At 74.9% G+C, this 23,810-nt stretch carries 25 protein-coding genes and 5 tRNA genes; 12 read left to right on the forward strand and 18 right to left on the reverse strand.

The genetic code is table 11. The features are described from left to right. Positions 1 to 91 precede the first annotated feature (91 nt). Positions 92 to 164 (reverse strand) — tRNA-Val (locus LQK89_RS08165). A 365-nt stretch (positions 165 to 529) separates the two neighbouring features. Here LQK89_RS08165 and LQK89_RS08170 point away from each other — a divergent pair. The 3 genes from LQK89_RS08170 (at position 530) to LQK89_RS08180 (ending at position 847) form a co-directional block, all read left to right on the forward strand. Further along, positions 530 to 601, forward strand: a tRNA-Gly gene (locus LQK89_RS08170). An 82-nt stretch (positions 602 to 683) separates the two neighbouring features. Next, positions 684 to 757 (forward strand) — tRNA-Cys (locus LQK89_RS08175). Positions 758 to 772: 15 nt separating this feature from the next. Then, positions 773 to 847, forward strand: a tRNA-Val gene (locus LQK89_RS08180). Positions 848 to 919: 72 nt separating this feature from the next. On the opposite strand, the gene LQK89_RS08185 is transcribed toward LQK89_RS08180, so the two are convergent. The 3 genes from LQK89_RS08185 to LQK89_RS08195 form a co-directional block, all read right to left on the reverse strand. Further along, positions 920 to 1,513 (reverse strand): cation transporter, encoded by a 594-nt coding sequence (locus LQK89_RS08185; RefSeq protein ID WP_231050717.1) that lies wholly within the window; start codon positions 1,511 to 1,513, stop codon positions 920 to 922. Positions 1,514 to 1,527: 14 nt separating this feature from the next. Then, positions 1,528 to 2,097 carry an AAA family ATPase gene (locus LQK89_RS08190; RefSeq protein ID WP_175326527.1) on the reverse strand — a complete coding sequence of 190 codons (570 nt, stop codon included), beginning with the start codon at positions 2,095 to 2,097 and terminating at the stop codon, positions 1,528 to 1,530. A gap of 123 nt (positions 2,098 to 2,220) precedes the next feature. After that, positions 2,221 to 2,763 (reverse strand): hypothetical protein, encoded by a 543-nt coding sequence (locus LQK89_RS08195; protein WP_231050718.1) that lies wholly within the window; start codon positions 2,761 to 2,763, stop codon positions 2,221 to 2,223. Positions 2,764 to 3,035: 272 nt separating this feature from the next. On the opposite strand from LQK89_RS08195, the gene LQK89_RS08200 reads away from it, so the two are divergent. Together LQK89_RS08200 and LQK89_RS08205 are read left to right on the forward strand one after the other, a co-directional pair. Beyond that, positions 3,036 to 3,719, forward strand: a complete 684-nt coding sequence (locus LQK89_RS08200) for an SMI1/KNR4 family protein (protein WP_231050719.1) — start codon at positions 3,036 to 3,038, stop codon at positions 3,717 to 3,719. Between the two features lie 46 nt (positions 3,720 to 3,765). Then, complete coding sequence (locus tag LQK89_RS08205; protein WP_231050720.1) at positions 3,766 to 4,155, forward strand: hypothetical protein; 390 nt, start codon at positions 3,766 to 3,768, stop codon at positions 4,153 to 4,155. Between the two features lie 51 nt (positions 4,156 to 4,206). Here the strand turns inward: LQK89_RS08205 and LQK89_RS08210 are convergent, their stop codons facing one another. Further along, positions 4,207 to 4,413, reverse strand: coding sequence for a hypothetical protein (locus LQK89_RS08210; RefSeq protein ID WP_058740417.1), 207 nt, complete (start codon positions 4,411 to 4,413; stop codon positions 4,207 to 4,209). A gap of 254 nt (positions 4,414 to 4,667) precedes the next feature. Between LQK89_RS08210 and LQK89_RS08215 the strand changes: the two genes are divergently transcribed. Beyond that, positions 4,668 to 4,739 (forward strand) — tRNA-Gly (locus LQK89_RS08215). 106 nt (positions 4,740 to 4,845) lie between these two features. Here the strand turns inward: LQK89_RS08215 and LQK89_RS08220 are convergent. Both LQK89_RS08220 and LQK89_RS08225 read right to left on the reverse strand, forming a co-directional pair. Further along, the gene (locus tag LQK89_RS08220; protein WP_175326531.1) at positions 4,846 to 5,646 is read right to left on the reverse strand and encodes an FAD-binding oxidoreductase; all 801 of its coding nucleotides are present in this window, start codon (positions 5,644 to 5,646) and stop codon (positions 4,846 to 4,848) included. Next, a complete protein-coding gene (locus LQK89_RS08225; RefSeq protein WP_231050721.1) occupies positions 5,643 to 6,236 on the reverse strand; it encodes a molybdopterin-dependent oxidoreductase in 594 nt (197 codons plus the stop codon). Before LQK89_RS08225 ends, LQK89_RS08220 begins: the two co-directional genes overlap by 4 nt. Positions 6,237 to 6,384: 148 nt before the next feature. Between LQK89_RS08225 and LQK89_RS08230 the strand changes: the two genes are divergently transcribed. After that, positions 6,385 to 6,837 carry an SIP domain-containing protein gene (locus LQK89_RS08230; RefSeq protein ID WP_231050722.1) on the forward strand — a complete coding sequence of 151 codons (453 nt, stop codon included), beginning with the start codon at positions 6,385 to 6,387 and terminating at the stop codon, positions 6,835 to 6,837. Between the two features lie 100 nt (positions 6,838 to 6,937). Here the strand turns inward: LQK89_RS08230 and LQK89_RS08235 are convergent, their stop codons facing one another. From LQK89_RS08235 to LQK89_RS08245, 3 genes are read right to left on the reverse strand one after another with little or no spacing between them, the layout of a single operon-like run. After that, positions 6,938 to 7,822, reverse strand: a complete 885-nt coding sequence (locus tag LQK89_RS08235; protein WP_231050723.1) for a glycosyltransferase — start codon at positions 7,820 to 7,822, stop codon at positions 6,938 to 6,940. Next, a complete protein-coding gene (gene rfaE2, locus LQK89_RS08240) occupies positions 7,819 to 9,351 on the reverse strand; it encodes a D-glycero-beta-D-manno-heptose 1-phosphate adenylyltransferase (protein ID WP_231050724.1) in 1,533 nt (510 codons plus the stop codon). The genes LQK89_RS08235 and rfaE2 overlap by 4 nt, the downstream gene beginning before the upstream one ends. Then, the gene (locus LQK89_RS08245; RefSeq protein WP_231050725.1) at positions 9,348 to 10,925 is read right to left on the reverse strand and encodes an aldehyde dehydrogenase family protein; all 1,578 of its coding nucleotides are present in this window, start codon (positions 10,923 to 10,925) and stop codon (positions 9,348 to 9,350) included. The genes rfaE2 and LQK89_RS08245 overlap by 4 nt, the downstream gene beginning before the upstream one ends. 167 nt (positions 10,926 to 11,092) lie before the next feature. Here LQK89_RS08245 and LQK89_RS08250 point away from each other — a divergent pair, with 167 nt between their 5' ends. Next, a complete protein-coding gene (locus LQK89_RS08250; RefSeq protein WP_231050726.1) occupies positions 11,093 to 12,205 on the forward strand; it encodes a glycosyltransferase family 9 protein in 1,113 nt (370 codons plus the stop codon). Positions 12,206 to 12,575: 370 nt separating this feature from the next. Here the strand turns inward: LQK89_RS08250 and LQK89_RS08255 are convergent, their stop codons facing one another. The 7 genes from LQK89_RS08255 to LQK89_RS08285 all read right to left on the reverse strand — a co-directional run bounded on the left by LQK89_RS08255 (position 12,576) and on the right by LQK89_RS08285 (position 19,634). Next, complete coding sequence (locus LQK89_RS08255) at positions 12,576 to 13,280, reverse strand: SDR family oxidoreductase (protein WP_058741779.1); 705 nt, start codon at positions 13,278 to 13,280, stop codon at positions 12,576 to 12,578. 136 nt (positions 13,281 to 13,416) lie between these two features. Then, positions 13,417 to 14,802 carry a PfkB family carbohydrate kinase gene (locus LQK89_RS08260; RefSeq protein ID WP_231050764.1) on the reverse strand — a complete coding sequence of 462 codons (1,386 nt, stop codon included), beginning with the start codon at positions 14,800 to 14,802 and terminating at the stop codon, positions 13,417 to 13,419. Positions 14,803 to 14,879: 77 nt separating this feature from the next. Beyond that, positions 14,880 to 15,506, reverse strand: a complete 627-nt coding sequence (locus LQK89_RS08265; protein WP_144801212.1) for a D-sedoheptulose-7-phosphate isomerase — start codon at positions 15,504 to 15,506, stop codon at positions 14,880 to 14,882. Further along, positions 15,503 to 16,870 carry a glycosyltransferase gene (locus LQK89_RS08270; protein WP_231050727.1) on the reverse strand — a complete coding sequence of 456 codons (1,368 nt, stop codon included), beginning with the start codon at positions 16,868 to 16,870 and terminating at the stop codon, positions 15,503 to 15,505. The genes LQK89_RS08265 and LQK89_RS08270 overlap by 4 nt, the downstream gene beginning before the upstream one ends. Beyond that, positions 16,867 to 17,868: a glycosyltransferase gene (locus LQK89_RS08275; protein WP_174778484.1), complete on the reverse strand. Its 1,002-nt coding sequence runs from the start codon at positions 17,866 to 17,868 to the stop codon at positions 16,867 to 16,869. The genes LQK89_RS08270 and LQK89_RS08275 overlap by 4 nt, the downstream gene beginning before the upstream one ends. 84 nt (positions 17,869 to 17,952) lie before the next feature. Then, positions 17,953 to 19,008 carry a glycosyltransferase family 9 protein gene (locus tag LQK89_RS08280; RefSeq protein ID WP_231050765.1) on the reverse strand — a complete coding sequence of 352 codons (1,056 nt, stop codon included), beginning with the start codon at positions 19,006 to 19,008 and terminating at the stop codon, positions 17,953 to 17,955. 74 nt (positions 19,009 to 19,082) lie between these two features. After that, complete coding sequence (locus LQK89_RS08285; RefSeq protein ID WP_231050728.1) at positions 19,083 to 19,634, reverse strand: D-glycero-alpha-D-manno-heptose-1,7-bisphosphate 7-phosphatase; 552 nt, start codon at positions 19,632 to 19,634, stop codon at positions 19,083 to 19,085. A 63-nt stretch (positions 19,635 to 19,697) separates the two neighbouring features. On the opposite strand from LQK89_RS08285, the gene LQK89_RS08290 reads away from it, so the two are divergent. The 3 genes from LQK89_RS08290 to LQK89_RS08300 all read left to right on the forward strand — a co-directional run bounded on the left by LQK89_RS08290 (position 19,698) and on the right by LQK89_RS08300 (position 22,242). Beyond that, entirely contained in the window at positions 19,698 to 20,678 is a 981-nt protein-coding gene (locus tag LQK89_RS08290) for a glycosyltransferase family 9 protein (RefSeq protein WP_144801206.1), read from the forward strand. Between the two features lie 40 nt (positions 20,679 to 20,718). After that, positions 20,719 to 21,075 carry a PRC-barrel domain-containing protein gene (locus LQK89_RS08295; protein WP_058743018.1) on the forward strand — a complete coding sequence of 119 codons (357 nt, stop codon included), beginning with the start codon at positions 20,719 to 20,721 and terminating at the stop codon, positions 21,073 to 21,075. A gap of 81 nt (positions 21,076 to 21,156) precedes the next feature. Next, complete coding sequence (locus LQK89_RS08300) at positions 21,157 to 22,242, forward strand: SGNH/GDSL hydrolase family protein (RefSeq protein WP_231050729.1); 1,086 nt, start codon at positions 21,157 to 21,159, stop codon at positions 22,240 to 22,242. Positions 22,243 to 22,305: 63 nt separating this feature from the next. Here LQK89_RS08300 and LQK89_RS08305 read toward each other — a convergent pair whose 3' ends face one another. Next, on the reverse strand, positions 22,306 to 23,151 hold the full coding sequence (locus LQK89_RS08305; RefSeq protein WP_231050730.1) for a universal stress protein: 846 nt from the start codon (positions 23,149 to 23,151) through the stop codon (positions 22,306 to 22,308). A 134-nt stretch (positions 23,152 to 23,285) separates the two neighbouring features. Here LQK89_RS08305 and LQK89_RS08310 point away from each other — a divergent pair, with 134 nt between their 5' ends. Next, positions 23,286 to 23,747 (forward strand): NUDIX domain-containing protein, encoded by a 462-nt coding sequence (locus LQK89_RS08310; protein WP_144801202.1) that lies wholly within the window; start codon positions 23,286 to 23,288, stop codon positions 23,745 to 23,747. Positions 23,748 to 23,810: the final 63 nt, after the last annotated feature.

A 23,810-nucleotide genomic window follows, 5' to 3' on the forward strand; every position in this document is an offset into this window, starting at 1 on the left:
CGGGTCGTGCGTGCGCTCGGGGAACAAGTAGAGCCCGACGCGATGGCGCCGGGCTCTACTTGGGTGTTCTTCAGGCCCTGAATGGGCACTGTGGGCGATACCAGACTCGAACTGATGACCTCTTCGGTGTGAACGAAGCGCGCTACCAACTGCGCCAATCGCCCCCTGCACTTGGGTGCCTGTCGATAGTAGCGGACGTTGGAGGGTGTGCCGAACACGTGCCGCCGCCCGGGTGTGGCGCGGTCGGTCGCGCGCCAGGCGATACGTATTTGATGCGCACCGGTGGACGCCTCTTGCGCTCGTCGGTGGGCGATGGAGCAGATGACGTCGGGTCGGCGCTCCCGGCGCGACGGTTACTGCTCCATCGAGCGTTGTCGGATGGCGTCGAACCGGCCCAGTTCCGCATGAACACGGGGGACACGCCCGGTGAACGGGGAGGATTTTGGCGGATGCCGTCCGGTTCGTATAGAGTTCTTCTCGTCGCCGCGACAGCGGAGAGACAGAGGCGGGCCTCGGGCCGCTTCGAAATGCGGATGTGGCGCAGTGGTAGCGCATCACCTTGCCAAGGTGAGGGTCGCGAGTTCGAATCTCGTCATCCGCTCGAGTGTGGGAGTCTCCGGACGAACACGACTCACCAGAGGGTATCCCACCGTTCGGGTACTCACGGAGACGTGAACCTCGATGGTGGGGTGGCCGAGAGGCTAGGCAGCGGCCTGCAAAGCCGTCCACGCGGGTTCGAATCCCGTCCCCACCTCCAGCTCCACACTCCCCTGGGCGATTGGCGCAGCGGTAGCGCGCTTCCCTGACACGGAAGAGGTCACTGGTTCGATCCCAGTATCGCCCACCACATGGAAACCCCCGCTTCGGCGGGGGTTTTCGCGTTTCCGGGAGCGCGACCGGTGGATCCCGCGAGCGGGGATCACCCCGCGCGCAGGACCGCGACGGCCTCGCGGAAGGCGTAGACGACGATGACGTAGCCCGCGACCGGGTCGGCCCACCACCAGCCCGCCATCGCGTTGAGGACCAAGCCGAGCAGGACGGCGGTCGCGAGGACGCCGTCGATGAACGTGACGCGGCCCTCGGTCTCCAGGACCGGGTTGCCGAGCGCTCGCCCGGTGCGCCGCTTGCCGGCCGCGAGCAGGAACATCACCACCGCCGTGACGGCGGTCCACGCGATCCCGCCCACGGTCGGCTCCGCTCGGTGCCCGGTGGCGAGCGCGACCGTCGACTGGACGAGCAGGTACGTGCCGAGGGCCAGGAACGCGAACGCGATCAGCCGCAACGCCCGGCGCTGCCGCTCCTCGCCCGTGCCGGACAGTTCCCAGAGCACCACCGTGCTCGCCGCGATCTCGATCAGGCTGTCCAGACCGAACCCGGCGAGGGCCACCGAGGTCGTGGTCAGGGCCAGCACGGCGAGCACGAGGACCGCGACGACGTTCCAGAGCAGCGTCACCCACTCGAGTGATCGGCCGCGCCGGAGCAGCCGTTCGGCGGTCGGGGCGGAGGGCTCCACCGGTCTGCGTGCCGTCACTGGGGCTGCACCGCGATGCGCCCGCGGTCTCCCACGACCGCGTGTTCGACCACGAGTCGAACGGTCTCGTCCACGGACTGTGACGCCGTGTCGATCCACCAACCCCGGTCCCGGAACCCGTCCCGCATCGATCGGTCGAGCGCCTCGTGCCCGTTGAACTCGAAGCGGTCCGCCGCTGGCCGCGCAGCGTTCCGGGCTCTGCAGGTCGCTTCGCCGGGCGCCAGGACCACGAGGAAGGTCGGGACCTGCGGCAGCACGCCGACGAGGTGGTCGAGGTGGTGCGCGTCGGGCAGGACGCAGTCGACGACCGTGTCGAAGCCGGCGGTCACGAAGTTCGTGGTCAGCGCGCCGATGTTCCGGTGACACAACGCCACCTGCCGTGCGGCCTCGTCCTCGGGGTGTCCCAGCGGCCACACCGCGCCGGACCTGATCATCCGGCCGACATCGTCCGCGGCGACACGAGCCGCGCGTGGCAGCGCACCGGCGAGACCTCGGCTGACGGTCGACTTGCCCGCTCCGGGCATGCCGGTGATGATCCAGGTCCGCGGTCCACGCTCGACTGCCATGCGCTGAGTCTGCCGCGCCGTGACGTCGTCCGCGCGGACGTCGTTCGTGCTCGTTCGTCGGCCGACACGTCGACCGGCCGCGGCGCCGACCATCCCGGGCACCTCCGTCCCGTTCCCGTCGGGTCACCACAGGGACACCCGCTGTCCATCCGCGTCGGCCGGTGTCGCCCCGAACGCGGCGACGACCGCCTCCGCCTGACGCTCCGTCGGGACGACCGCAGTCACCAGGGACCCGGACACTGAGAAGCTCCGGGCATCCGGTTGCGCTGCGGTGACCCGAGCCGCCGTCTCGACGGTCCTCTCCGACACCGGTGACGACCCGGTGACGGAGACGTACTTCGTCCACGTCGTCGCTGTCCCGACGGACACCGACGACGGGGCATCACCGTCGAGGTGTGTGCGCAGCCACGCCGCTGCCGCAGGTACTGTGTCGCACCGGAGGGGATTCGCCAGGGTGTGCTCCCACGCGGCGAGATCGTGCCCGGCGGGCGCCCTGACGGTCGCCGTCGATGGTCCGAGCGCCGCCCGCACCGCGCGGACCTGCTCGAGGGTGAACCCTGACCGGACCTGCACGGTGGAGTCCGCCGACCACGCGGCCGTCTCGAGGTACTCCCGGGACACGCAGTGCGAGTCATCCGGCTGCCAGTACCGCGCGGTGACCGCCACCACCCCCGCCAGCGCTTCGAGACGCTTCGCCGTCGGCGCGTCCTCAGCGGTGACCGACGGGCCTGGCTCGAGCGGTGAGCATCACGAACCGGCACCGCAGCCGGTGAGCACGGTCGCGGCTGCAGCCCCCACGACCGCAGCCGCGACCCACCGGATTCCCCTCACCACCCCACTGTGCCGAGGACCGCCGGCCGAGACATCAGCGCACAGGACGAACTGTGTCCTGCGACCCAGCCGGACGGTCCGGCTGCGACCGTCGGTAAGGTGGATCGATGGACCTGGGCCGACTCTTCCGGCGGGGGAACCACGACCCTGCACCAGCCGACGACGCGACCGACCGGCTCCGAGCAGCGCTCGCCCGGCTCGTCGCCCGCATCCCTGGCGACACGATGCTGCACCCGCCGGCGACCGAAGCCGCACTCACGCACGCGGAGACGCACCTCGGCAGGGAACTGCCGGCGGACGTCCGCGCGCTGTACCTGCTGCACGACGGACAACACCAGTACACGGCAGCGGATCCGCGCTTCGCCGCCGGCCTGTTCGCCGGGGCGCCGCTGCTGCCGGTACAGGACCTGCTCCTGAACTGGGACAACTGGGCGGGGTTCGAGTCCCGGGAGGACATGGACGAGTTCGCGTCCTCGGACCTCGACGGGTTCGTGCAGGCGAAGTACTCCGTCCGCGGGTGGATCCCGCTCACCCACGACGGCAGCGGCAACCACATCGGCGTGGACCTCGATCCCGGCCCAGCCGGCACCGTCGGACAGGTCATCACCTTCGGGGCGGAGGACGAGGCGCACCACGTGCTCGCGCCGACCCTGGCGTCGTACCTCGAGCAGGTGTCCGCCCTCGTCGCGTCCGGCGACATCATCCCGTCCGACGACGAGGACGACCCGGACTGGACCTCCAGCCGCCCGCTGTCGAAGCTGTTCCACCCGACCGGGGGTCCAGCCGCCTGACCGGCGATCGCGCCGGACCGCCGCCGTGCTGTGGCAGCATGCGTCCATGCGGATCTGGCCGAGGCGTGCTGCACGGACACCGCCGCACGAGGTGATCGACGTCCACCCGGGTGTGCCGCCGCTCACTGCGTGGGGCCGCAACGGCATCGTCGGCACGATCGGGTCCGGTTCGGCGGCCGGGGGGACCGTGGTCGCGCACCCGCACTGGAACGAGCGCGGCGCCCTGGACTGCTACGAACTGGAGGTCTGGGACCATCCGGGGCCGGTGTTCGACGACGGCGGCCGGTTCGTCATGGACGACTGGGTCACCGACGACCGGGTGCCCGGTACGGAGGGCGGTCTCGTCGACGCGTTGACCCGCGAGGTCGACGTCACGTGGTGGACCGACCAGGCACGCCTCGACGCCTTCTGGTCGACGCACTGGGAACGCCGCTGAGCCGTCCGTCGCCGATCGCCAGCACGGCGCGGACGGAGACCTGGCCCCGGGTCAGACCGGCCGGTAGATCGCGATCGGGGGAGCCGTCGGGTCGCCGTCGTCGTGCGCGTCGCCGGTGGCGAGCCAGACCCGGTCCTCGTGCTCGATCGTCGTCGGCAGGTCGCCGTGCACGAGGATGCGGATCGCGGGGGCGTCGCCGTCGATCAGGTCGACGCCGTGGGCCTCGGTGCCGCCGGGGTTGTCGTGCACGTAGCTCATGGACCCAGTGAACCCGTCGGGGGCTGGGAACACCGCACCCTGGCTGCCCGGTCCCTCGCAGCGTTCGGGTCACCGTGATGGACCGGGCAGCGGGGCGGGTGACCCCGGTGCCGAGGACGGCCGTCCTCGGCACCGAGGAGTCATCCGGAGACCGTCGGGTACCGGATTGGTCCGACGTGCCGCAGCGAGCGACGCGCCCGGTGGAGCAGGCGATCCGCGAACCGGGCCGATGTCGGGGTAGAGTGTTCGAGTACGCGGATGTGGCGCAGTGGTAGCGCATCACCTTGCCAAGGTGAGGGTCGCGAGTTCGAATCTCGTCATCCGCTCGGAACACGCGAAGCAGCACGGTCAGCATCGAGACACGAAGGCCCCGGTCAGTCGATCGGGGCCTTCGTCGTTCAGCCGGTCCGGATCAGCGGATCCGGGTCGCGGTCATCCGGCGCCGCCGAAGCGCTCGGCCCGCACGTCGGACACGTCGTGCCCGAGCTCCCCGAGCCACCGCAGCACCTGCTCGACGAACGGCGTCGAACCGCACACGTACACGAGCGCGCCGACCTCGGGCGGGAACACTGCACGCTCGAGCGCGTCCCTGGTCAGGCGGCCGACCGGCATCCCCGAACCCTCGGGCGCACGGCGGCTGTAGACGTGCGTGACCTCGAGGGGCGCGGGGGAGCGCAGCGCGGCGTCGAGCTCCTCGACGAAGAAGTCGTCCTCGGGCGTGCGCGTCGCGGCGAGGAGCCGGAAGGGCACCGGGTCGTCGGCGGCCGCGTGCGCGGTGACCATCGGGAGCAGGGGCACGATCCCGGAGCCACCGGCGATCAGTTGGACGGGCCGGTCGGAGCGCCCTGGACGCCAGACGAACCAGCCGCCGAGCGGACCGTGCACGTCGAGCCCGTCGCCGACCTCGATCGCGTCGACGAGGAACGGAGAGACCTCGCCGCCCTCGACGCGGTCGACGGCCAGGACCACCCGCGTGCCCTCGCCGGCGGAGGCGATCGAGTACGAGCGGGAGGCCTGGTAGCCGTCCTCGGCGGTCAGGCGCAGGTCGAGGTGCTGGCCGGGGTCGTTGCCGGGCCAGGTCGGCACGTCGAGGACGATGCGGCGCGCGTTCGGCGTCTCCTGCGCGACGGCGGCGACCGTCGCCGGGTGCCAGGCCGGCCGCCTGCGGGACGCGGCGGACGGGGCGGGGGCGGGGCGTGCCTCCAGGCCGTCGACCGGTGAGGACCCGCTCACCAGTACCGCTCCTCCTTCCAGGGGTCGCCGTGCATGTTGTAGCCGGCGTTCTCCCAGAAGCCGGGCTCGTCGTCGGACTGCATGACGATCCCGCGGACCCACTTCGCGCTCTTCCAGAAGTACAGGTGCGGGACGAGCAGCCGCGCGGGCCCGCCGTGCTCCGGCTCGAGCGGCTCGCCGTCCGCCTCGAACGCGATCCAGGACTGCCCGTCGAGCAGTTCGTCGAGCGGCACGTTCGTCGTGTAGCCGCCGAAGCTGTGCACCATGCAGTACTCGAGCGAGGTCTCGACGTCGGCGAAGAACCGGTCGAGCGGGACGCCGCGCCACGGCATGTCGAGCTTCGTCCAGTGCGTCACGCAGTGGATGTCGACGGTGACGTCCTCGACGCCGAGCGCCTGCGCCTCGTCCCACGTCCACGTGTGCAGCCCGGTCTCGGTCCGGATCGAGAAGCTCCAGTCGGCCGGCTCGATGTCCGGCGTCGCCCCGGCGGACAGCACGGGCCAGTCCCGCACCAGGGTCTGCCCCGGCGGGATCCGGGGGTCGTCGCGGTCGTCCCGGTGTCCGCCGAAGCCGCGGGTGAACGTCGCCATGGGTGCTCCTTCGAAGGGTGGTCGTGACCGATCATGCCGTGTCCGGACGCGTGGTGTGTGTCCGGCAGGTGACAGCGCGGTCCTCGGCCCAGCTGGCAGGTCGCCGTGCGTCCGCCGGAGCGCCGCGGTCCGGCCGTACCCTCGCCACATGAGCAGGCACACGGGGCGGGCGGACGATGCGCACGCGGACGCCGCGGCGCCGGCCGACCGCGTCCTGCTCGCGGGTGCCGCCGACGACCTGCCCGAGATCCGCCTGCTGCTCGACGCCCTGCCCGACACCGCGTACGGCCAGGTCGTCGTCGAGGTGGCCTTCGCCGAGCAGGTCCGCATCCTGCCGGCACCGCCCCGGCTGAGCGTCACCTGGCTCGTCCGGTGCGAGCGCCCGTCGCTCCTGCCGTCGCTCGTGTTCGCCGACCACGGGGAACTCCTCGCCGAGGCCGTCACCGCGTGGGCGTCCGAGTGGGGCGTCTCGGGCGCCGAACCCCGCACCGCCGTCTGGATCGGCTGCGCCGACAGCCCGTGGGTCGAGCGCGCGCGCTCGATCGTCCAGCTCGGACTCGCCGACGCGGGTCAGCAGGTCCAGGTCGAGTCCGGCAGCTGACGCCGGCCTGGAGGCACGTGGCGGCGCCGTCGGGTCGTCGCGGTCCGCCGTGCGGGAACGGCGCGTCGGACCCGGGTCGGCCAGCCGGGCGGGACGGGCGTCAGTGGGCGGCGTCGGCGTGCTCGGGGAACAGCACGTCGGGGGCGTCGACCCGGCGGTCCGTGACGGTCGTCGGGCTCTCGAGGTGCACGGCCCCGGACGGCAGGATCCCGGCGCCGCCGAAGCGCTCCATGACCCGCCACTGGGCGACGACGTCCTCGCCGGCGTGCTCGGTGGGCAGCACGGGCCAGAAGCCGAACCCGCCGACGGCCTCGAGCGCCGCGCGGTCGTACAGGACACAGGCCCCGACCCAGGCGACCCGGTAGGGAACCCAGCCGCCGGGCTCCACGTCGAGGTCCGCGGCGACGTGCGTCGGGTTCGCGGCGTTGTGCAGCGAGAGCCGGTCGAACGCCGGGGTGCCGCGACGGACGACCTCGGGGACGACGGGGCCGTCCCACGGCTCGTACACGGCGGTCTCGTGCGGCCGTCGGTCGTCCAGGTAGGACAGCCCCTGCACAGCACTGCCGACGAACCCGCAGCCCAGGGAGCGGAGCGCGTCGAGCATCCGCCGGACCGAGCCCTGTTCGAGCCAGACGTCGTCGTCGAGGTACAGCACCGCGGGTGCGGTGGCGTGGTCGAGCAGGTGCTGCCGGTGCTCGGCCAGGCCGCGCCGTTCCGGGTGCGCGAGGAGCGTGACGGGGCGGCCCTGTGCCTCCAGGACGCGCAGCATGGCGGCGACCGACGGCGCGGTGGCGGCGTCCTGCCCCGCGGACTGGTCGCTGAGGACGAGGCGGAACGCGACGTCGGTCTGGGCGGCGAGCCCGGCGAGGGTCGTGGCGAGTTCGGCGGGGCGTCCGACCGTCGGGACGAGGACGTCCACCTCCGCGTCGAGCGGGGCGTCGTGCGACGGCCGGGCCCACGCCCCCGACCAACGGGCGGCGGTCACGGCGCCGGGTCGGGCTCGACGGGAGCGGTGGGCGCTGCGGTCGTAGGAGTGGCGTCGTGCCCCGCCGCCGCCTCGCGGATGCGACGGACGACCGCCGTCGTGGAGTGCTCGGGCACGTAGTCGACCATGACGACCTCGCCGCCGTAGGCGCGGACCACCCCGGTCTCCTCGAGCATCTCGGGGGAGTAGTCGCCGCCCTTGACGTAGACCTCGGGGCGGAGCCGTTCGATGAGCGGGATCGGGGTGTCCGTGGCGAACACCGTCACGAGGTCGACGCACGCCAGCGCCGCGAGCACGCCGGCGCGGTCCTCGGCCGGGTTGATCGGCCGCTCCTGACCCTTCAGTCGGCGGACCGAGTCGTCGTCGTTGAGCGCGACGACGAGCAGGTCGCCGAGCTCCCGCGCCTGGCGCAGGTACGTCGTGTGTCCGCGGTGCACGACGTCGAAGCAACCGTTCGTGAAGACGACGCGGCGACCGGCGGCCCGGGCGGCCTCGACGGCGGTCGCGAGGTCGTCGTGGTCCACCACGGTGGCCGCGGGAGCCGTCACCGACTCGAGCAGCGCGGCGGCGGAGCAGACCGACGTGCCGGCCTCGCGGACGACGACGTCCGCGGCGGCCTGCGCGACCGTGACGGCGTCGCGCGTGGGGGCACGCACCGCCAGCGCGACGGTCGCCGCCGCGCAGAAGGTGTCGCCGGCGCCGGAGGCCTGCTGCTCGGACGCGGGGGTCGCACGCGTCCGGAAGCCCTGGTCGGAACCGGGCTCCAGGAGGACGGTGCCGTCCTTGTCGAGCGTGACGACGGCGGCGCGGGCGCCCGAGCGGGCGAGCACCTCGGCGCGGGCGTCGACGACGGTCTGCACGCGGGCGGACCCGGTGCCGAGGTCGTGGCCGAGCAGGGCGGCGGTCTCGCCGGCGTTCGGCGTGACGAGGTCGGGGTGCAGGCCGGCCCAGCGGCGGAGGTCGTGCGCGTCGACGACGACGGCCGCGGGGCGGTCGGCGTCGAGCACCGGGACGACGTCCTCGGCACGGACGCCGAGGTCGTAGTCGCACACCACGGCGGCGTCGGCGCACCGGACCGCCCGCCGGACGGCGTCGGCGAGACGCTGGCCGGTCGCGGCGTCGGGGGTCTCGGCGATCTCGTCGACGCGGACCACCACGCGGTCGCCGCCGACGACGCGCGACTTCGTGGTCGTGGTGCCGCCGGGGACCTCCACGAGGAAGGACGTGTCGACGCCGGCCGCGGTCAGCCGGTCACGCAGGACCCGGCCGGACTCGTCGTCGCCGACCAGCCCGACCATGCGGACGCGGGCGCCGAGGGCGCGGGCGTTCACGGCGGTGTTCGCGGCGCCGCCGGGGACGGCGACGGTGCCGGTGACGCGGACGACGGGCGCCGGGGCCTCGCGGGAGACCCGTTCGGCCTCGCCGACGGTCCAGCGGTCGAGGATGCAGTCGCCGATCACGACGACGAGGGGTTCGCGGTCGTCGACGGTGGCGACGAGGTCGCGGACGAGGCGGACGTCGGCGGTCACCGGGCACCACCGTCGGTGTCGGCGCCGGCGTCTGCCGTCGCGCCGTCGGTGGCGTCGGCCATCGCGCCGCCGGTGGCTTCGGCATCGGCGTCGGCCGTCGCGTCGGCCCACGTCACGCGCGCCGGCGCCGGCTCGAGGTGCACCACCGTGGTGGTCGTCATCTCGTCGAGCAGGTGCGGTCCGTACCCGAACCCGGCACCGGAGGCGCCGCGCGGTTCGGCGCTGCCGCCGGGCGCACCGCCGAAGACGGCGTTGACCTTGACGGTCCCGACCGGCAGCTCCGCCGCGGCGCGCAGGGCGTGCCCGGTGTCCGCGGTGAGGACGGTGGCCGCGAGTCCGTAGCGGTCGGCCGCTGCCAGCCGGAGGCCCTCGTCGAAGTCCTCGACGACGCGGACCGGGGCGATCGGACCGAAGGTCTCCTCGGTCATCGCGAGCATCTCGTCGGTGCAGTCCGTCAGGACCGTCGCCGGGTAGAACGTGCCCGCACCGTCCGGGGTGACCCCGCCGGTCCGCACGACGGCGCCGTGGGCGACCGCGTCGTCGACGTGCTCCTGCACGGTGGCGCGCAGCCGGTCGTCGACGAGCGGCCCGAACTCGGCGGCCGGTGCCGCCGTGCGGCGCTCGGCCTCGGCGACGAGCGCGGCGACGAACGGCTCGGCGACGGCGCGGTGCACGTAGACCCGCTCGACGCTCGTGCAGATCTGCCCGGTGTTGGCGAAGGCGCCGAGGGCGACCTGCGCGGCCGCCCAGACCGGGTCGACGTCGCCGTCGACCACCACGGCGTCGTTGCCGCCGTTCTCGCGGATGACGTGTGCGCGGGTCGTCGCGGCGGCGGCCGTCAGGCGGTCCCCGGTCGCGGTCGAGCCGACGTGGGCGTAGACGTCGATGCCGTCCTGCTCGAGGAGCAGCTCACCGGTGGCCGCGTCGCCGTCGACGCCGACGAGCACGCCGTCCGGCAGCGCCTCCGCCAGGAGCTCGTTGAGCCGCGCGATGGTCGCCGGGCACCGCTCGCTGCCCTTGTGCACGACCGTGTTGCCGGTGACGACCGCGGCGCCGAGGATCCCGCACGCCACGGCGACCGGGTCGTTCCAGGGCGTCAGCGCGAGGACGACGCCCCGGGGGTGCGGCACCGACCAGTCGGCGGCACCGAACTGCCCGCGGAGGGCCTCGCCGCGGTGGACGGGTCCGAGCTCCGCGTACTGCACGAGCGTGCCGATGCCCGCCTCGACCCCGCCGAGCGCGTCGCCGGGGACCTTGCCGGTCTCCCGGGTGTTCAGGTCGGCGAGCTCCTGCGCGTGTTCACGGAGGACCGCGGCCGCGCGGTGGAGTGCGGCACCCCGCTCGGCCGGCGCGGTCCGGGCCCAGCCGGGCGCGGCGGCACGGGCGCGGGCGACGGCGTCGCGGACCTCGTCCGGGGTCGACCGCCGGGTGGTGCTGGCGACCGAACCGGAGACGGGATCGGTGACGACGATCGCGGCGTCCGCAGCGGAAGTCGCATCGGCGTCCGCAGCGGAGGGAGCAGCAGGAGCGGCGGCGGCGTCGGTCGAAGCGGGGGACGGAGCGGCGAGGGTCATGGTGTCCTTCGGGTGCGCGGGCGGGAGGCCCCACGCTGCCCGGCTGCTGCTGGGCGCCGGTCCGGGTTCGCTCCGGCCCATCCGCGAAGCGCAACGGAGCGCGGCGCTCCGCGCCGCCGAGCCGGTGCCCGACCGTGTTCCCGGGAGTCCTCCGGTAGACGGGTCGGGTGGAACTGATCGGCAACGGTGGAGAACGCTTCGACGACGTCCGGGAGATCGCGGTGCTCCGTGGCGGGGGACTGGGCGACCTGATGTTCGCGGTCCCCGCGCTCGAGGCCCTCGCCGCCGCGTACCCCGAGGCGCGCATCACGCTGCTCGGTGCACCGCTCGCACCGGCCGTGCTGCGCGGGAGGACGGACGCGGTGCACGCGTTCGAGGAGCTGCCCGTCGCCCCCGGCGTCCGTGACGGCGGTGAAGGTGCCCCGGACCTCGAGGCGTTCGTCGCACGCCTGCACGGTCGCTTCGACCTCGCGGTGCAGGTGCACGGCGGCGGCCGCAACTCGAACCCGTTCCTCCTCCGGCTCGGCGCCCGCCACACCGTCGGCACCGCCACCGAGGACGCCGAGGTCCTGGAGCGCTGGGTCCGCTACGTCTACTACCAGCACGAGGTGCTCCGCGGGCTCGAGGTCGCCTCGCTCGCCGGAGCGGCACCGGTCACCCTCGACCCGCGCGTCCGCGTGACGGACGGCGAGCGGGCCGCCGTCCGTGCAGAGCTCGGCGTCGCCGGGCGGCTCGTCGCGGTGCACCCCGGCGCCACGGACCCCCGCCGTCGCTGGAGCCCGGAGCGCTTCGCCGCCGTCGTCACCGCCCGGCTCGACGCGGGCGACGACGTCGTGCTCGTCGGGGACGCATCCGACGTCCCGGCGGCCCAGGCCATCCGCGGCGCGGTCCCCACCGCGCTGCACGACCACCTGCACGACCGCACGGGCACGCTGCCCCTGTCGCAGCTGCCCGCCGTGCTCGCCGCCGCCGACGTCATGGTCGGCGACGACTCCGGTCCGAGGCACCTCGCGGTGGCCGTGGGCACGCCGACCGTGGGCGTGTTCTGGTTCGGCAACGTGGTGAACGCCGGCCCGACGGACCGCGGTCGCCACCGCGTGCACCTGTCCTTCGTCACGCGGTGCCCGGTGTGCGGCATCGACGTCACGCAGGTCGGCTGGACCGCGGAGCGCTGCCCGCACGACCCGTCCTACGTCGACGAGGTGACGCCCGACGCCGTCCTCGCGGACGTCGCCGACCTGCTGGCCACGACCGCCCACCCCGTGGCCGTCGGTCCCTGACACCCCAGGCACCGGCCTGGAGGCTCGCCCCACCCCCGCCCTGCCGGTCACCGAGTGCGCACGACACCCCGTCGGCGTGACGGCTCGCGGGCGCTTCCGGTCGCTCGGCTGCGTCGAGTGCCCCAGAAGTGGCACTCTCGCGGGGGAGCATCGCCCCCTCGTCCGTCGGCCCCTGAAACGGCGGCGCCAGCCTGGAGGCACGCCCCACCCTTGCCCTGCCGGTCACCGAGTGCGCACGACACCCCGTCGGCGTGTCGGCTCGCGGGCGCTTCCGGTCGCTCGGCTGCGCCGAGCGCCCCAGAAGTGGCACTCTCGCGCACGCGAGAGGCGCGGTACCCACGGGTACCGCGCCTCGTCCGCGCTCGACGGGCTACGGCCAGCTGGGCTCGGTCGCGGGCATGATCGACAGCTCGCGGATCTCGCACCCGGCCGGCTGCGACAGCGCGAACAGGATCGAGTTCGCGACGTACTCCGGCTCGATCAGCTGCGCGTCCGGACCCGGCTTGTACTGCTCCGTCCGTCCCTCGAAGAACGCGGTGCGCATGCCCGCCGGGATGATGTTCGTCACGCCGATGCGTCCGGCGGACTCGGCGGCCAGCGCCTGCGAGAACCCGCGGACGCCGAACTTCGACGCCGAGTAGGCGGTGCCGTCGCCGACGCCGCGGAGCGCGAGCGACGACGAGATCGTCACGACCCGGCCGTGCGTGGCCTCGAGCGCCGGGAGCGCCGCGCGCACGACGGCCGCGGTGCCGAGCAGGTTCACGCCGACGATCCGCTCCCAGTCGCCGGACGAGATGCTCCCGATCGGCGCGGGCTTGTCGATCCCGGCGGCCGTGACGACCGCGTCGAGTCCGCCGTGGCGCTCGACGGCCTCGCGGACCGCACGCTCGGTGGCCTCGGTGTCGGTGACGTCGACCGCGACGGCGTCGACGCCCTCGGGCACCGCGTCGACCCGCAGGTCGAGCACGATCGGGGTGCCGCCGGCCTCGGTGACGGCGGCGACGACCGCCGCGCCGAGACCCGAGGCGCCGCCGGTGACGAGGACGCGACCGATGGGGGTGGTGGGGACGGGCATGTGCTTCCTTCCGGAGGGCGTGGTGCGGCCCGTCGGCGGCGCCGACGGGCGGTGTGGTGGTGCGGACCACCGGACGGGAGGCACGTGGCGGCGGTGCGCCGTGCCTCCAGGCCGGGGGTGGTCGGGACGGGCGCCGTCAGCCGACGCGCGCGATGGCGGCGGCGAGCCGGGTGGTCGAGCGGCCCGCGTGGAACGGGACCGTCACGACGCGGCCGCCCCACTCGGCCAGGGTGGCCGACTCCGGGAGCTCGCTGGCCGCGTAGTCGCCGCCCTTCGCCCAGACGTCCGGGCGGAAGCGCCGGAGCGCCTCGTCCGGGGTGTGCTCGTCGAAGACGACGACGGCGTCGACGCAGTCCAGGGCGAGGAGCAGCTCGACGCGGTCCTCCTGGCTCATGATCGGCCGCTCCGGGCCCTTGAGCGCCCGGACCGAGTCGTCGGAGTTCAGGCAGACGACCAGGCAGTCGCCGAGCGCCCGCGCGGCGGAGAGCGTCCGGGCGTGCCCGGCGTGCAGCAGGTCGAAGCACCCGCCGGTGGCGACGACGGTGCCGCCGGCGCTCCGGACCTCGTGCACGACCCGGAGGGCGTCGCGGTCCACGCCGGGGACGGGCACCGGGGCGGGGCCGTCGTCCGCGAAGAGTGCCGTCACGCCACCGGCGGCCAGGTACTCCGAGGCGGCGAGCACGCCCGCGGCGACGGCGTCGGTGACGTCGGCGCCCTCGGCGAGGGCGATCGCGACGCCCGCGGCGAGCCGGTCGCCGGCGCCGCACGGGTCCCCGGCGGTGACGGACGGGGCCGGCACGAACCGGCTGTCGAGCGCCGTGTCGCGGTCCGGCGCGGTGCGGCGGCGGCTCGCGACGAGGGCGCCGCGGTCGCCCATGGTGACGGCGACGGCGTCGACGCCCCAGGTCTCGACGAGGGCGGCCGCCGCGTCGGTGGCGAACGGCACGCCGTCGCCGGGGACGTCGGTGAAGCGTCGGGCCTCGGCGGTGTTCGGTGTCACGACCGCGGTGCCGGGCACGGGCGCGGCGCCCTTCGGGTGCGGGTCCCACACGACCGGGGTGGTGGTGGCGACGCGCTCGAGCGCGTCGCGGAGCTCGGAGGAGGCGGCGACTCCGCGGCCGTAGTCGGCGACCACGATCGCGTCGGCGCCCTCGAGCGCGGCGGTCATCGCGGCCGTGGTGTCGGGGACGGGCGGTGTCGCGCAGCCCTCGTCGATCCGGACCAGGGCGTGGTCGACGACCCGGACGCGGGTCTTGACGGGCGTGGCGACCCCGGACGGGCCGGCGACGACGTCGACGTCGGGGAGCAGGGCGCGGACCTCGGCGGCGCGGTCGTCGTCGCCCAGGACGGTGACGAGCGTGACGTCGTGGCCCTCGCGGACGAGCATCGAGGCGACGAGACCGGCTCCGCCGGCGCGGCGGTCGTCGGTGCGGACGTCGACGACGGGGACGGGGGCGTCGGGGCTCAGGCGTTCGCTGGTGCCGGAGACGTCGACGTCGAGCAGGGTGTCCCCGACGACCACGACGCGGCGGCGGGTGCCGCCGGTGCGGCCAGCGGCGCTGCCGGTCGTGGTGCCCGTGCTGCCGGTCGTGCTGCCGGTCACCGACGGCCCCCGCGACGGAGGGCGGGCTCCATCGCCCGGCACAGCGCGTGCACGAGGACGAGCTGCGCCTCCTGCACGTTCGCGGAGGGGCCGTCGATGCAGATCGCGTCGTCGACCGCGTCGGCGAGCGGGTTCGGACCGGGGCCGGTCATCGCGATCGACCGGGCACCCACTGCCCGCGCGGCCGCCGCCGCACGGAGCAGGTTCGGGCTCTTGCCGCTCGTGCTCAGGAGGACGAGGACGTCCCCGGCCCGGGCGTGCGCCGTGACCTGGCGGGCGAAGACCTCGTCGTAGCCGTAGTCGTTCCCGATGGCCGTGACCGCCGAGCTCTCGGCGTGCAGCGAGATCGCGGAGTACGCGGGCCGGTCACCGTCGAAGCGGCCGGTGAGCTCCGACGTCAGGTGCTGCGCCTCGGCCGCGGACCCGCCGTTGCCCGCGGCGAGGAGCCGGCGGCCGGCGACCAGGCGCCCGGCGATGTCGTCCGCCCACGCCGCGATGTGGTCCTGGTGGTCGACGAGGGACGCGATCACCGGCACGGACGCGGCGATGTGGTCGACGACGGTCCGGACGCTCGTGCGCTCGGTGCCCGGGTCGAGGGTCCCGGTCTGCTGGTCGATGGTCATCGTGCGGTCCTCTCCGTCGGGAGCGACGGGCGGAGGGTCCGGCCGGCGCGGGTGGGGCGGGAGCCCGTGGTCATGGGGGTGGGCACCGCGGCGGGGGCGGTGCCGGTCGCGGCGACGTCGGGAGAGGGCACGGTGGCACCGGACCCGGCGACGAGCCGCTCGTAGACGCGCTCGCTGTCCGCGGCGACCTTGTGCCAGGTGTAGCGGGCCTCCGCACGCTCCCGTCCGGCGCGACCGTAGGCCTCGCGCCGGGCGCTGTCGTCGAGCACGAGTCCGACGGCCTCGGCGACGGCCTCCTCGTCCCGCGGGGGGACGTGCAGGCCGGTGGCGTCCTCGACGACCGTGTCGATCAGGCCGCCGACGCTCGACGCCACGACCGGTCGGCCGCACGCCATCGCCTCGAGCGGCACGATGCCGAACGGCTCGTACCAGGGGGCGCACACGACGACGTCGGCGCTCCGGTAGACGGCGGGCATGTCGTGCTGCCCGAGCTGGCCGCGGAAGGTCACGTGGTCGCGGACGCCGAGCGAGCGCGCGAGGGCGTCCAGGCGCTGGTACTCCGGGTCGTCGACCAGGTCGGACCCCGCGGTGCCGGCACCGCCGACGACGACGAGCTCGACGTCGCGACCCTCGTCGAGCAGCCGGGCGAGGGCGGCGATCGTGGTGCCGACGCCCTTCCGCCGGACCAACCGGGAGGCGGTCAGGACCCGGAACGGGCGACCCCGCTCCTCGGCGGGCCCGTCTGGCGTGAACAGCTCGGTGTCGACGCCGCACGGTACGACCGAGATGGCGTGCAGGGGGACGCCGAGGGCCTTCAGCTCGAACGCCTCGTCCGAGCAGGTCGCGACGACCTGGTCGACGCTCCGCCCGACCGCGGGCTCGACCCACTCGCGCTCCGCGGGGCTCGTGTCCGCCGACCCCTGGTGGCGGCGCTTCACGACGCCGAGCGCGTGGAAGGTCTGCACGACGGGGATGCGGACGCCGCCGGTACGGGCCTGGACCTGCCGGACGGCGTCGAGCGCGGCGTGCCCGGACATCCAGAAGTGCCCGTGCACCACGTCGGGGCGGTCCACGAACCACTCGGCCGCGAGCACCGCGGCGAAGGTGTCCATGAACGGGAACAGGTCGTCCTTGGGGACGTGCCGGGCGGGTCCGGCGTCGACGTGCACGACCTCGACGCCCGGACGCAGCGGCACCCGGACGGGCAGTGCGGCGTCGTCGCGGCGGGTGTACACCGTCACCTGGTGGCCGCGGTCGGCCAGCGCCCCGGAGAGCTCGGCGACGTGCACGTTCTGCCCGCCGGCGTCGACACCACCGAGCACCGCGAGCGGGCTCGCGTGCTCGGAGACCATGGCGATCTTCATCGGGTGCTCCCTTCCAGCGCGACGGCCGTCGCGCGTCCGCGTCGCGCACCCCGCGCGACGGCGTCGTCGAGGAGGTCGTCCCAGTCCGCCAGGTACCGGGGCAGCGCGTGCCGTGCGAGCGCGGCCTCCCGTGCCACGGCGCCCCGTCGGCGCGCCTCCTCGGGGTCCTCCAGGAGCGTCCTGGAGGCGCGGACCAGGTCCGCCACGTCGGTCGCGATCGCGCCGGCGTCGGCGGGCACGCTCCGCGGTGCGTCGGTCGTCGCGAGGACGAGCACCGGCATCGCCATGTGCATCGCCTCGATGAGCGACAGGCCGAGCGACGTCCACCGGTTCGGGTGCACGTAGGCGCGGCGCTCGGCCAGGGCCGCGTGCATCGGGTCGGCGGGGACGTCGCCGCGGGGGACGACGCGGTCGCCGAGGCCAGCCTCGGGCAGCCGCTCGGTGCCCATGCCCCAGACGTCGACCGGAGCGACCGCGGCGAAGCGGGGGAGCAGGTCGGTGCCGACGACCCGGCCGCGGCGCACCGGCTCGTTGATCACGACGCCGAAGCGCTCGAGCCTGCCGGTGTACAGCGGCCCGGGGTCGACCACGCCGTGCTCGACGACGGTCGTGCGGGTGGTCCCGCAGTCCCACATCAGGGCGTTCCAGTGCGTCACGTGCGCGATCAGCAGGTCGTCGCGGTCGCGGAGCGGGTGCAGGCTGTTCGGTACGTCGACGCGCGGTGCGTTGTGCTCCACGAAGACCGTCGGCACCTCGCGGCCGCCGAGCAGGCGCGCAGCCTCCTCGAGCTCCTCGGTGCGCTGCAGGACGACCACGTCGACCTCCGCGTCGGCGACGTCGGCGGGGTCGATCTCGATCGCGTTCGCCGGCCAGTCGCGGCCGCCGCGTCCGAGCCCCCAGGCGTCTCGCGCCGGGGTGGTCGGGATGAGGTACTCGTGGGGGCCGCGGACGAAGGCGTCCATCCAGCCGCCGTGCACGTGCCACACGAGGATCCGCATGCAGGGCCTTCCGTCTCGTCCTGAGCCCCTCCCGGACGCTCCGTCGCCGGGGTCGGCGAGGAGCAGGAGGAGCAGTGGCGCACGCTACGCAGCGCCCGCTGCCGGACCTCGCAGGCTTCGCGTGTTCATCCGCGGAGCGCGTCCGAGGAGCCGTTCGTGGGCCGCCAGGACGTCCTCGACGCGCACCGTGGACAGGCAGGGGTGTCCGGCGACGGGGCACTCGCGGGCCCGGCTCAGGCGGCACGGCGCCTGCTGGTCGCCGAGCAGTTCGACGTCCGGCGCGTAGGGCGCCCACTTGACCGCGGGCACCACGGGCGAGAACAGGCTGACGATCCGGGCGCCGACCGCGGCGGCGAGGTGGGCGGGCCCGGTGTTCCCGACGACGACCACCTCGGCGCCGGCGAGCACCGCGGCGAGCTCGGCGGGGCTGGTCCGACCGCCGAGGTCGAGCGCGGTGTCCCCGGCGACCGCGGCCGTGAGCGCCCGCTCACCCGGGCTGCCGGTGACGACCACGGGGACCCCGCGCTCGACGTAGGCGGCGACGAGCGCGCGGTGGTGGGCCTCCGGCCACGCGCGGGCGGGCACGCTCGCGCCGGGGTGCACGACCACGTACCGACCCAGGGCGACCACCTCGGGTGGTGCGACGGCGTCGTGGCGCACCACGAGCCTCCCGTCGTCGGTCGGGGGCAGCGCGAACCCGGCGGCCGCGGCGATGTGGAGGGCGCGCTCGGGTTCGGGCAGGTCCTCGGGGAGGTCCTCGCCCGGTCGCAGGCGCACGTCCAGCAGCGACCCCGGGTGGTCCACCGAGGCGCCGGTGACGCGCGCCACGCCGGCCAGGCGCAGGAGCAGCGCGACCGGCAGCGGTGACTGGTGGAAGGACGTCAGGACGACGGCCTCGTCCGGCTGTTCCTCGGTGACGAGCGCGCGGAACTCGCCGAGCAGGGCGTCGTCGATCGGGCGGGCGGTCTCGGTCACCCACGGCGCCGCCCAGACGCGCACGCGGTCGACCCCGGGCAGCAGGTCGGCGGCGGGGGCACCCTGCGGGCCGCAGAGCATCGTTACGTGGGCGGCGCCGGCGGCGACGGCGCGGACGGCCGGACCGGTGACCAGGACGTCGCCGAAGGAGTCGAGGCGGACCACGAGGACGCGGGGGCGGCGGGCGGGGTCGGCGCCGGTGCCGGTGTCGGTCCTGCCGGGCAGGCCCGTGCTGCCGCTCACGCCTGTTCCGCGGGGACGCGGGCGAGCAACAGGTCCACGGCCTCGTCGAGGGAGCCGACGACCGTGTCCGCGGCCGCCACCTCCTCCGCCCGGGTCCGCGCGGTCGGCACGAGGATCCCCTGCGCCCCCGCGGCGAGCGCGGCACCGACGTCGGCACCGATGTCCCCGACGACGACGAGCTCGGCGGGGTCCAGGCCGAGCGCCGCCGCGGCGTCGAGCACCATGCCGGGCCGGGGCTTGCGGCACCGGCACGCGTCCCCGGCGTCGTGCGGGCAGACGCACCACACGTCGAAGGGTCCGACGAGCTCGTCGACCCGGGCGTTCGTGGCGTCGACCTGCTCGCGGGTGGCCATGCCCTTGGCGACGACCGACTGGTTCGTGACGACGCCGACGCGGAGCCCGGCGTCCCGTGCCCGTTCGACGGCCCGGTGCGCACCCGGCACGGGGACCACCCGGTGCGGGTCGGCGTTGTAGGGGACGTCGATCACGAGCGTGTCGTCACGGTCGAAGAGGACACCGCGGATGACGCGGTCCGTCGCGAGGGGCATGCTGCACTGCTACCGGTCCGACGCCGTGAAGCACCCCAGGCACGTCCGGTTAGCGTCGGCGCGGTGACCGCCGTCCCCGTACTGCCCCCGTCCGACGGGCGCCCGGACCTGCTCGTCCTCCGCGCCATCAAGCTCGGGGACGCGCTCGTCGCCGTCCCCGCGCTGCACGCCCTCCGCCGGGCCTTCCCCGGCCACCGCATCACGCTCGCCACGACGGCCTGGTTGGCACCGGTGGTCGAGCTGCTGCCCGTGGACGTGCACCTCGCCCAGCACGGACTCGACCACGCGATCGCGGCGCCGGCCGGCGTGGTGGACGTCGCGGTGAACCTGCACGGCGTCGGCCCGGAGTCCTCGGACCTCGTCGCCGCCCTCGGCGCACGGCGCGTGATCGGGCACGCCGACCCGCTCCACGGCAACGACGGCCCGCCCTGGCCGGACGACGTGCACGAACGCGAGCGGTGGGCGCGCCTGCTGACCTGGCACGGGATCCCGGCGGACGCCGACGAGGTCGCGATCGCGCGTCCGGCCGAGCCGTCGGTCGCGCCCGGTGCGGCGGTCGTGCACGTGGGCGCCTTCCACGGTGCCCGGCACTGGCCGACGGACCGGTTCGCCGCGGTCGCGCGCGGGCTGCGGGAACGCGGACACCGGGTCGTCCTGACGGGAGGCACGGACGACGTCGAGCGCGCCGCCGCCGTCGCGCAGGCGGCCGGGCTGGCACCCGACGCGGTCCTGGCCGGCGTGCTCGACCTGCAGCCGTTCGCGGCGGTCGTCGCGGCCGCGAGCGTCGTCGTGACCGTCGACACCGGTGCGGCGCACCTCGCGTCGGCCTACGGGGTGCCGTCGGTCGTCGTGTTCGGTCCGGCGCCGCCGGAGGCGTGGGGACCGCCGGCCTCGGGACCGCACGTGGTGCTGACCGACGCGTCGGTGCGGCGCGGCGACGTGTTCGCCGAGGACCCGGACCCGGCGCTCCTCGCGGTCGGCGTGCAGGACGTCCTCGACGCCGTGGACTCGCTCGCCGTGACCGTCCCGTCCGCCGCCCGGTAGCGTCGGACCGGACCTGTTCCGCCTCCGATGGGAGCCCGCCGTGTTCGAAGCAACTGACATCCGCGACTGGATCGGCCTGACGGTCGTCGACGAGGCCGAGGACAAGGTCGGGACCCTCGAGAGCATCTACTACGACACCGCGACCTCGGAGCCGGCGTTCGGATCGGTGACGACGGGCCTCGTCGGGTTCCAGAAGCTCCTCTTCGTCCCGCTCGTCGGGGCGACCGTGGCACCGAAGCACCTGCGCGTGGCGTTCCCGAAGAAGCTCGTCAAGGACGCGCCGTCGATCCCGACCGACGGCGAGCTCGAGGCGTCGACCGAGCCGGTGCTCTACGAGCACTACGGCCTGCAGTACCAGACCGGCAGCGGGGGAGAGCGGCGACTCGGTCGTCGGTGACGCTCGGGCGGGACGGTTAGCCTGGGTGGTCCCGTCCGCGTCCCGACTCCCCGGAGGCTCGTCCTGACCCGCTCCCGTCCGGTGCTCCGCCGCGTCCGTCCGGCGCTCCGCCGTGCCGTGCTCGGTGGCCTGGCGGTCGTGGCGCTCGTGGGCGCGTCCGCGCTCGGCGGCGGTGCTGGTGTCGGTGGTTCGGGTGCGGCGGTCGCCGCGCCGATGTGGCCCGTGCCGGCGCCGTACCCGGTCCCGTCCGACCCGCCGGAGTCCCTCGCCGCGATCCCGCCGGGGTCGGAGTACGTCGCGCTCGGCGACTCGTACTCGGCCGGGTACGGGCTCGACGACGCGACGCACCTGCCCACCGACGCCTGCGCCCAGTCCGCGCGTGACTACCCGCACCGCATCGCCGCGCGCTTCGGGCTCGCGCTGACGGACGTCACCTGCGCGGGCGCGACCTCGGACGACGTCGTGTCGGGCTTCCAGTTCCGCGGGGTGCCGCCGCAGGTCCGAGCACTGTCCGACCGGACGCGGCTGGTGACGATCACCATCGGTGGGAACGACGCCGACCTGTTCGGCACCGCGGCGTCGTGCCTGGCGCTGTCGTCGAAGGGCCCGGTGTTCTCCGGCCGCGACGCCCCGTCGTGCCGCAGCACGCTCGTCCGCGACGGCGAGGACCAGCTCGGCGTGAAGATCCGGTCCCGCGTGGCGCTGTCGATCGCCGAGACGCTGGGGGCCGTCCGCGCCGCGGCGCCGAACGCCGTCGTCGTGTTCCTCGGGTACCCGGCGATCTTCCCGGACGCCGAGCACACGCCGAGGGGCGGCTGCTTCCGGTCCGCGCTCGACCTCGGCTCCCTCGCGGGGTCGTTCCCGTCCGACACCTTCCCCTTCACCGACACCGACGTCCGCTACCTGCACGGCGTGCAGGAGGAGCTCGACACCGTGTCCGCCGACGCCGCGCGGGCGGCCGGGGTCCGGTTCGTCGACGTCTTCGCGGCGTCGCAGGCGCACTCGGCCTGCGCGACGAAGGGCTCCTACGTCGCCGGCGTGTCGCTCGAGGGCAGCGGCAACCTCAGCCGGATCGACCTGGTCCCCGGCGCCCTGCACCCGAACGAGCGCGGGGTGGCGTGGCTGACCGGTCGGGTGGCCGCAGCGGTGCGGGACCTGGCCGGCTGACCGGCTGCCGCCGAGGCTCGGACCGGGTCCGCTGCCGTCTGCCGGACCCGGCCCGGCGCGGTGTCAGGCGCTGACCTCGTCGATCGCGGTCGCGGTGTGCGCCGCGGGCGGGACGACCAGGACCGGCGACACCGTCTCGCGCAGGACGTCGTGGAGCACCGAGCCGGACAGTGCGTGCACGTGTCCGACGCCGAGCACCACGAGCGACGCCCGCCGGGTGTGCGCGGCGATGGCGTGCCCCGGACGTCCCTCGACGAGCAGCGGGTGCACGCGGACGTCCGGGTGCCGAGCCGTCACGGCGGCGGTGACCCGCTGCAGGAGCTCGGCGTTCCGGGTGCGCCACCGGAGCGGCTCCTCCGCGAAGTCGGTGAGCCCGGTCCGGGTGAGCACGGGCATCTCCCACGCCCGGAGCAGTGTCAGCCGCCGGTGCGTCCGCCGGGCCTCCGCGACCGCCAGGGCCTCGGCGTGCGCGTCGAGCGGTTCGTCGACTGCCAGGACGACGTCTCCGGCGATCGGGTGAGGTCCCTCCGGCACGACCACAGTGGGCACCGCCGCGCGCTCGGCGACGCGGGCCGGGTCCCCGCCGGCCGTCGAGCCGCGTCGTCCCCGGTAGGTGCCGACGACCAGCAGGTCGCCGTCGTCCGACTCGTCCACGAGTGCCCGGGCGAAGGAGCCCGCGTGCCGTCGGACCGTCACGTCGGCCGTCGGCACGCCGTCCTGCACGGCACGCGCCACGGCGTCCGCGACCCGGACGCCGTCCGGGCCGATGCGGGCCTCGCTCGCCGGGTCGACACCGATGACGTGCACCCGCTCGACACCGCCGGCGTGCTCGGTGACCCACCGCACGGCCTCGTCGTGGGGTCGCGCGGCGTCCGCCGCCAGCGTGACCGTCGTCCATCGTCCGTCCATCCCGATCGACCTCCTCGTCCGGGGTCCTCCGGGGCGTCGTTCGGCGCCTCTGGTCCCGGAAGCTACGCCCTCCGGACCGGTCTGCGCCGTGGCCGTCCTGAGGGATCGCCGAGGGTCCGCACTACGCTCGGGCCGTGGTCACCAGCGCCGGACTCCTGCTGCACCGACGGACCGCCGACCGGGACGGGCCGGAGGTCTTCCTCGTGCACATGGGCGGACCGTTCTGGCGTCGACGCCCCCGCGCCTGGTCGATCCCGAAGGGCCTGCTCGACCCCGGCGAGGACCCGCTCGCAGCGGCGCTCCGGGAGTTCGCGGAGGAGGTCGGCGTGCCTGCCCCGGACGGCCCCACCGTCGACCTCGGCGAGGTCCGGCAGGCATCGGGCAAGCGCGTCCGCGTCTTCGCGCGGCGAGCCGACGACTTCGTGGTGGACGCGGTCCGGAGCAACACCGTCCGTCTCGAGCTCCCGCGGGGATCGGGTCGTTTCGTCGAGGTGCCGGAGGTCGACGATGGGCGGTGGGTCGGCGCCGACGAGGCCCGCGCGCTGCTCGTCGCCGGACAGGTCGTCGCGCTCGACCGGCTGCTCGCGATCGACTGACCGCCGTGTGTGCGGCTTCCGGACGACGACGGTCCCGCTTCCGCGTCTCCTGGCAGCCTGAGG

The organism is Curtobacterium sp. C1, from assembly GCF_021049325.1.
Taxonomy (GTDB): Bacteria; Actinomycetota; Actinomycetes; order Actinomycetales; family Microbacteriaceae; genus Curtobacterium; species Curtobacterium citreum.

Excerpts from the sequence above, each read along its gene's own strand:
- LQK89_RS08190 (WP_175326527.1), bottom strand. The coding sequence starts at position 2,097 with ATGGCAGTCGAGCGTGGACCGCGGACCTGGATCATCACCGGCATGCCC.
- LQK89_RS08200 (WP_231050719.1), top strand. The coding sequence starts at position 3,036 with ATGGACCTGGGCCGACTCTTCCGGCGGGGGAACCACGACCCTGCACCA.
- LQK89_RS08205 (WP_231050720.1), top strand. The coding sequence starts at position 3,766 with ATGCGGATCTGGCCGAGGCGTGCTGCACGGACACCGCCGCACGAGGTG.
- LQK89_RS08210 (WP_058740417.1), bottom strand. The coding sequence starts at position 4,413 with ATGAGCTACGTGCACGACAACCCCGGCGGCACCGAGGCCCACGGCGTC.
- LQK89_RS08225 (WP_231050721.1), bottom strand. The coding sequence starts at position 6,236 with ATGGCGACGTTCACCCGCGGCTTCGGCGGACACCGGGACGACCGCGAC.
- LQK89_RS08230 (WP_231050722.1), top strand. The coding sequence starts at position 6,385 with ATGAGCAGGCACACGGGGCGGGCGGACGATGCGCACGCGGACGCCGCG.
- LQK89_RS08245 (WP_231050725.1), bottom strand. The coding sequence starts at position 10,925 with ATGACCCTCGCCGCTCCGTCCCCCGCTTCGACCGACGCCGCCGCCGCT.
- LQK89_RS08255 (WP_058741779.1), bottom strand. The coding sequence starts at position 13,280 with ATGCCCGTCCCCACCACCCCCATCGGTCGCGTCCTCGTCACCGGCGGC.
- LQK89_RS08265 (WP_144801212.1), bottom strand. The coding sequence starts at position 15,506 with ATGACCATCGACCAGCAGACCGGGACCCTCGACCCGGGCACCGAGCGC.
- LQK89_RS08270 (WP_231050727.1), bottom strand. The coding sequence starts at position 16,870 with ATGAAGATCGCCATGGTCTCCGAGCACGCGAGCCCGCTCGCGGTGCTC.
- LQK89_RS08275 (WP_174778484.1), bottom strand. The coding sequence starts at position 17,868 with ATGCGGATCCTCGTGTGGCACGTGCACGGCGGCTGGATGGACGCCTTC.
- LQK89_RS08285 (WP_231050728.1), bottom strand. The coding sequence starts at position 19,634 with ATGCCCCTCGCGACGGACCGCGTCATCCGCGGTGTCCTCTTCGACCGT.
- LQK89_RS08305 (WP_231050730.1), bottom strand. The coding sequence starts at position 23,151 with ATGGACGGACGATGGACGACGGTCACGCTGGCGGCGGACGCCGCGCGA.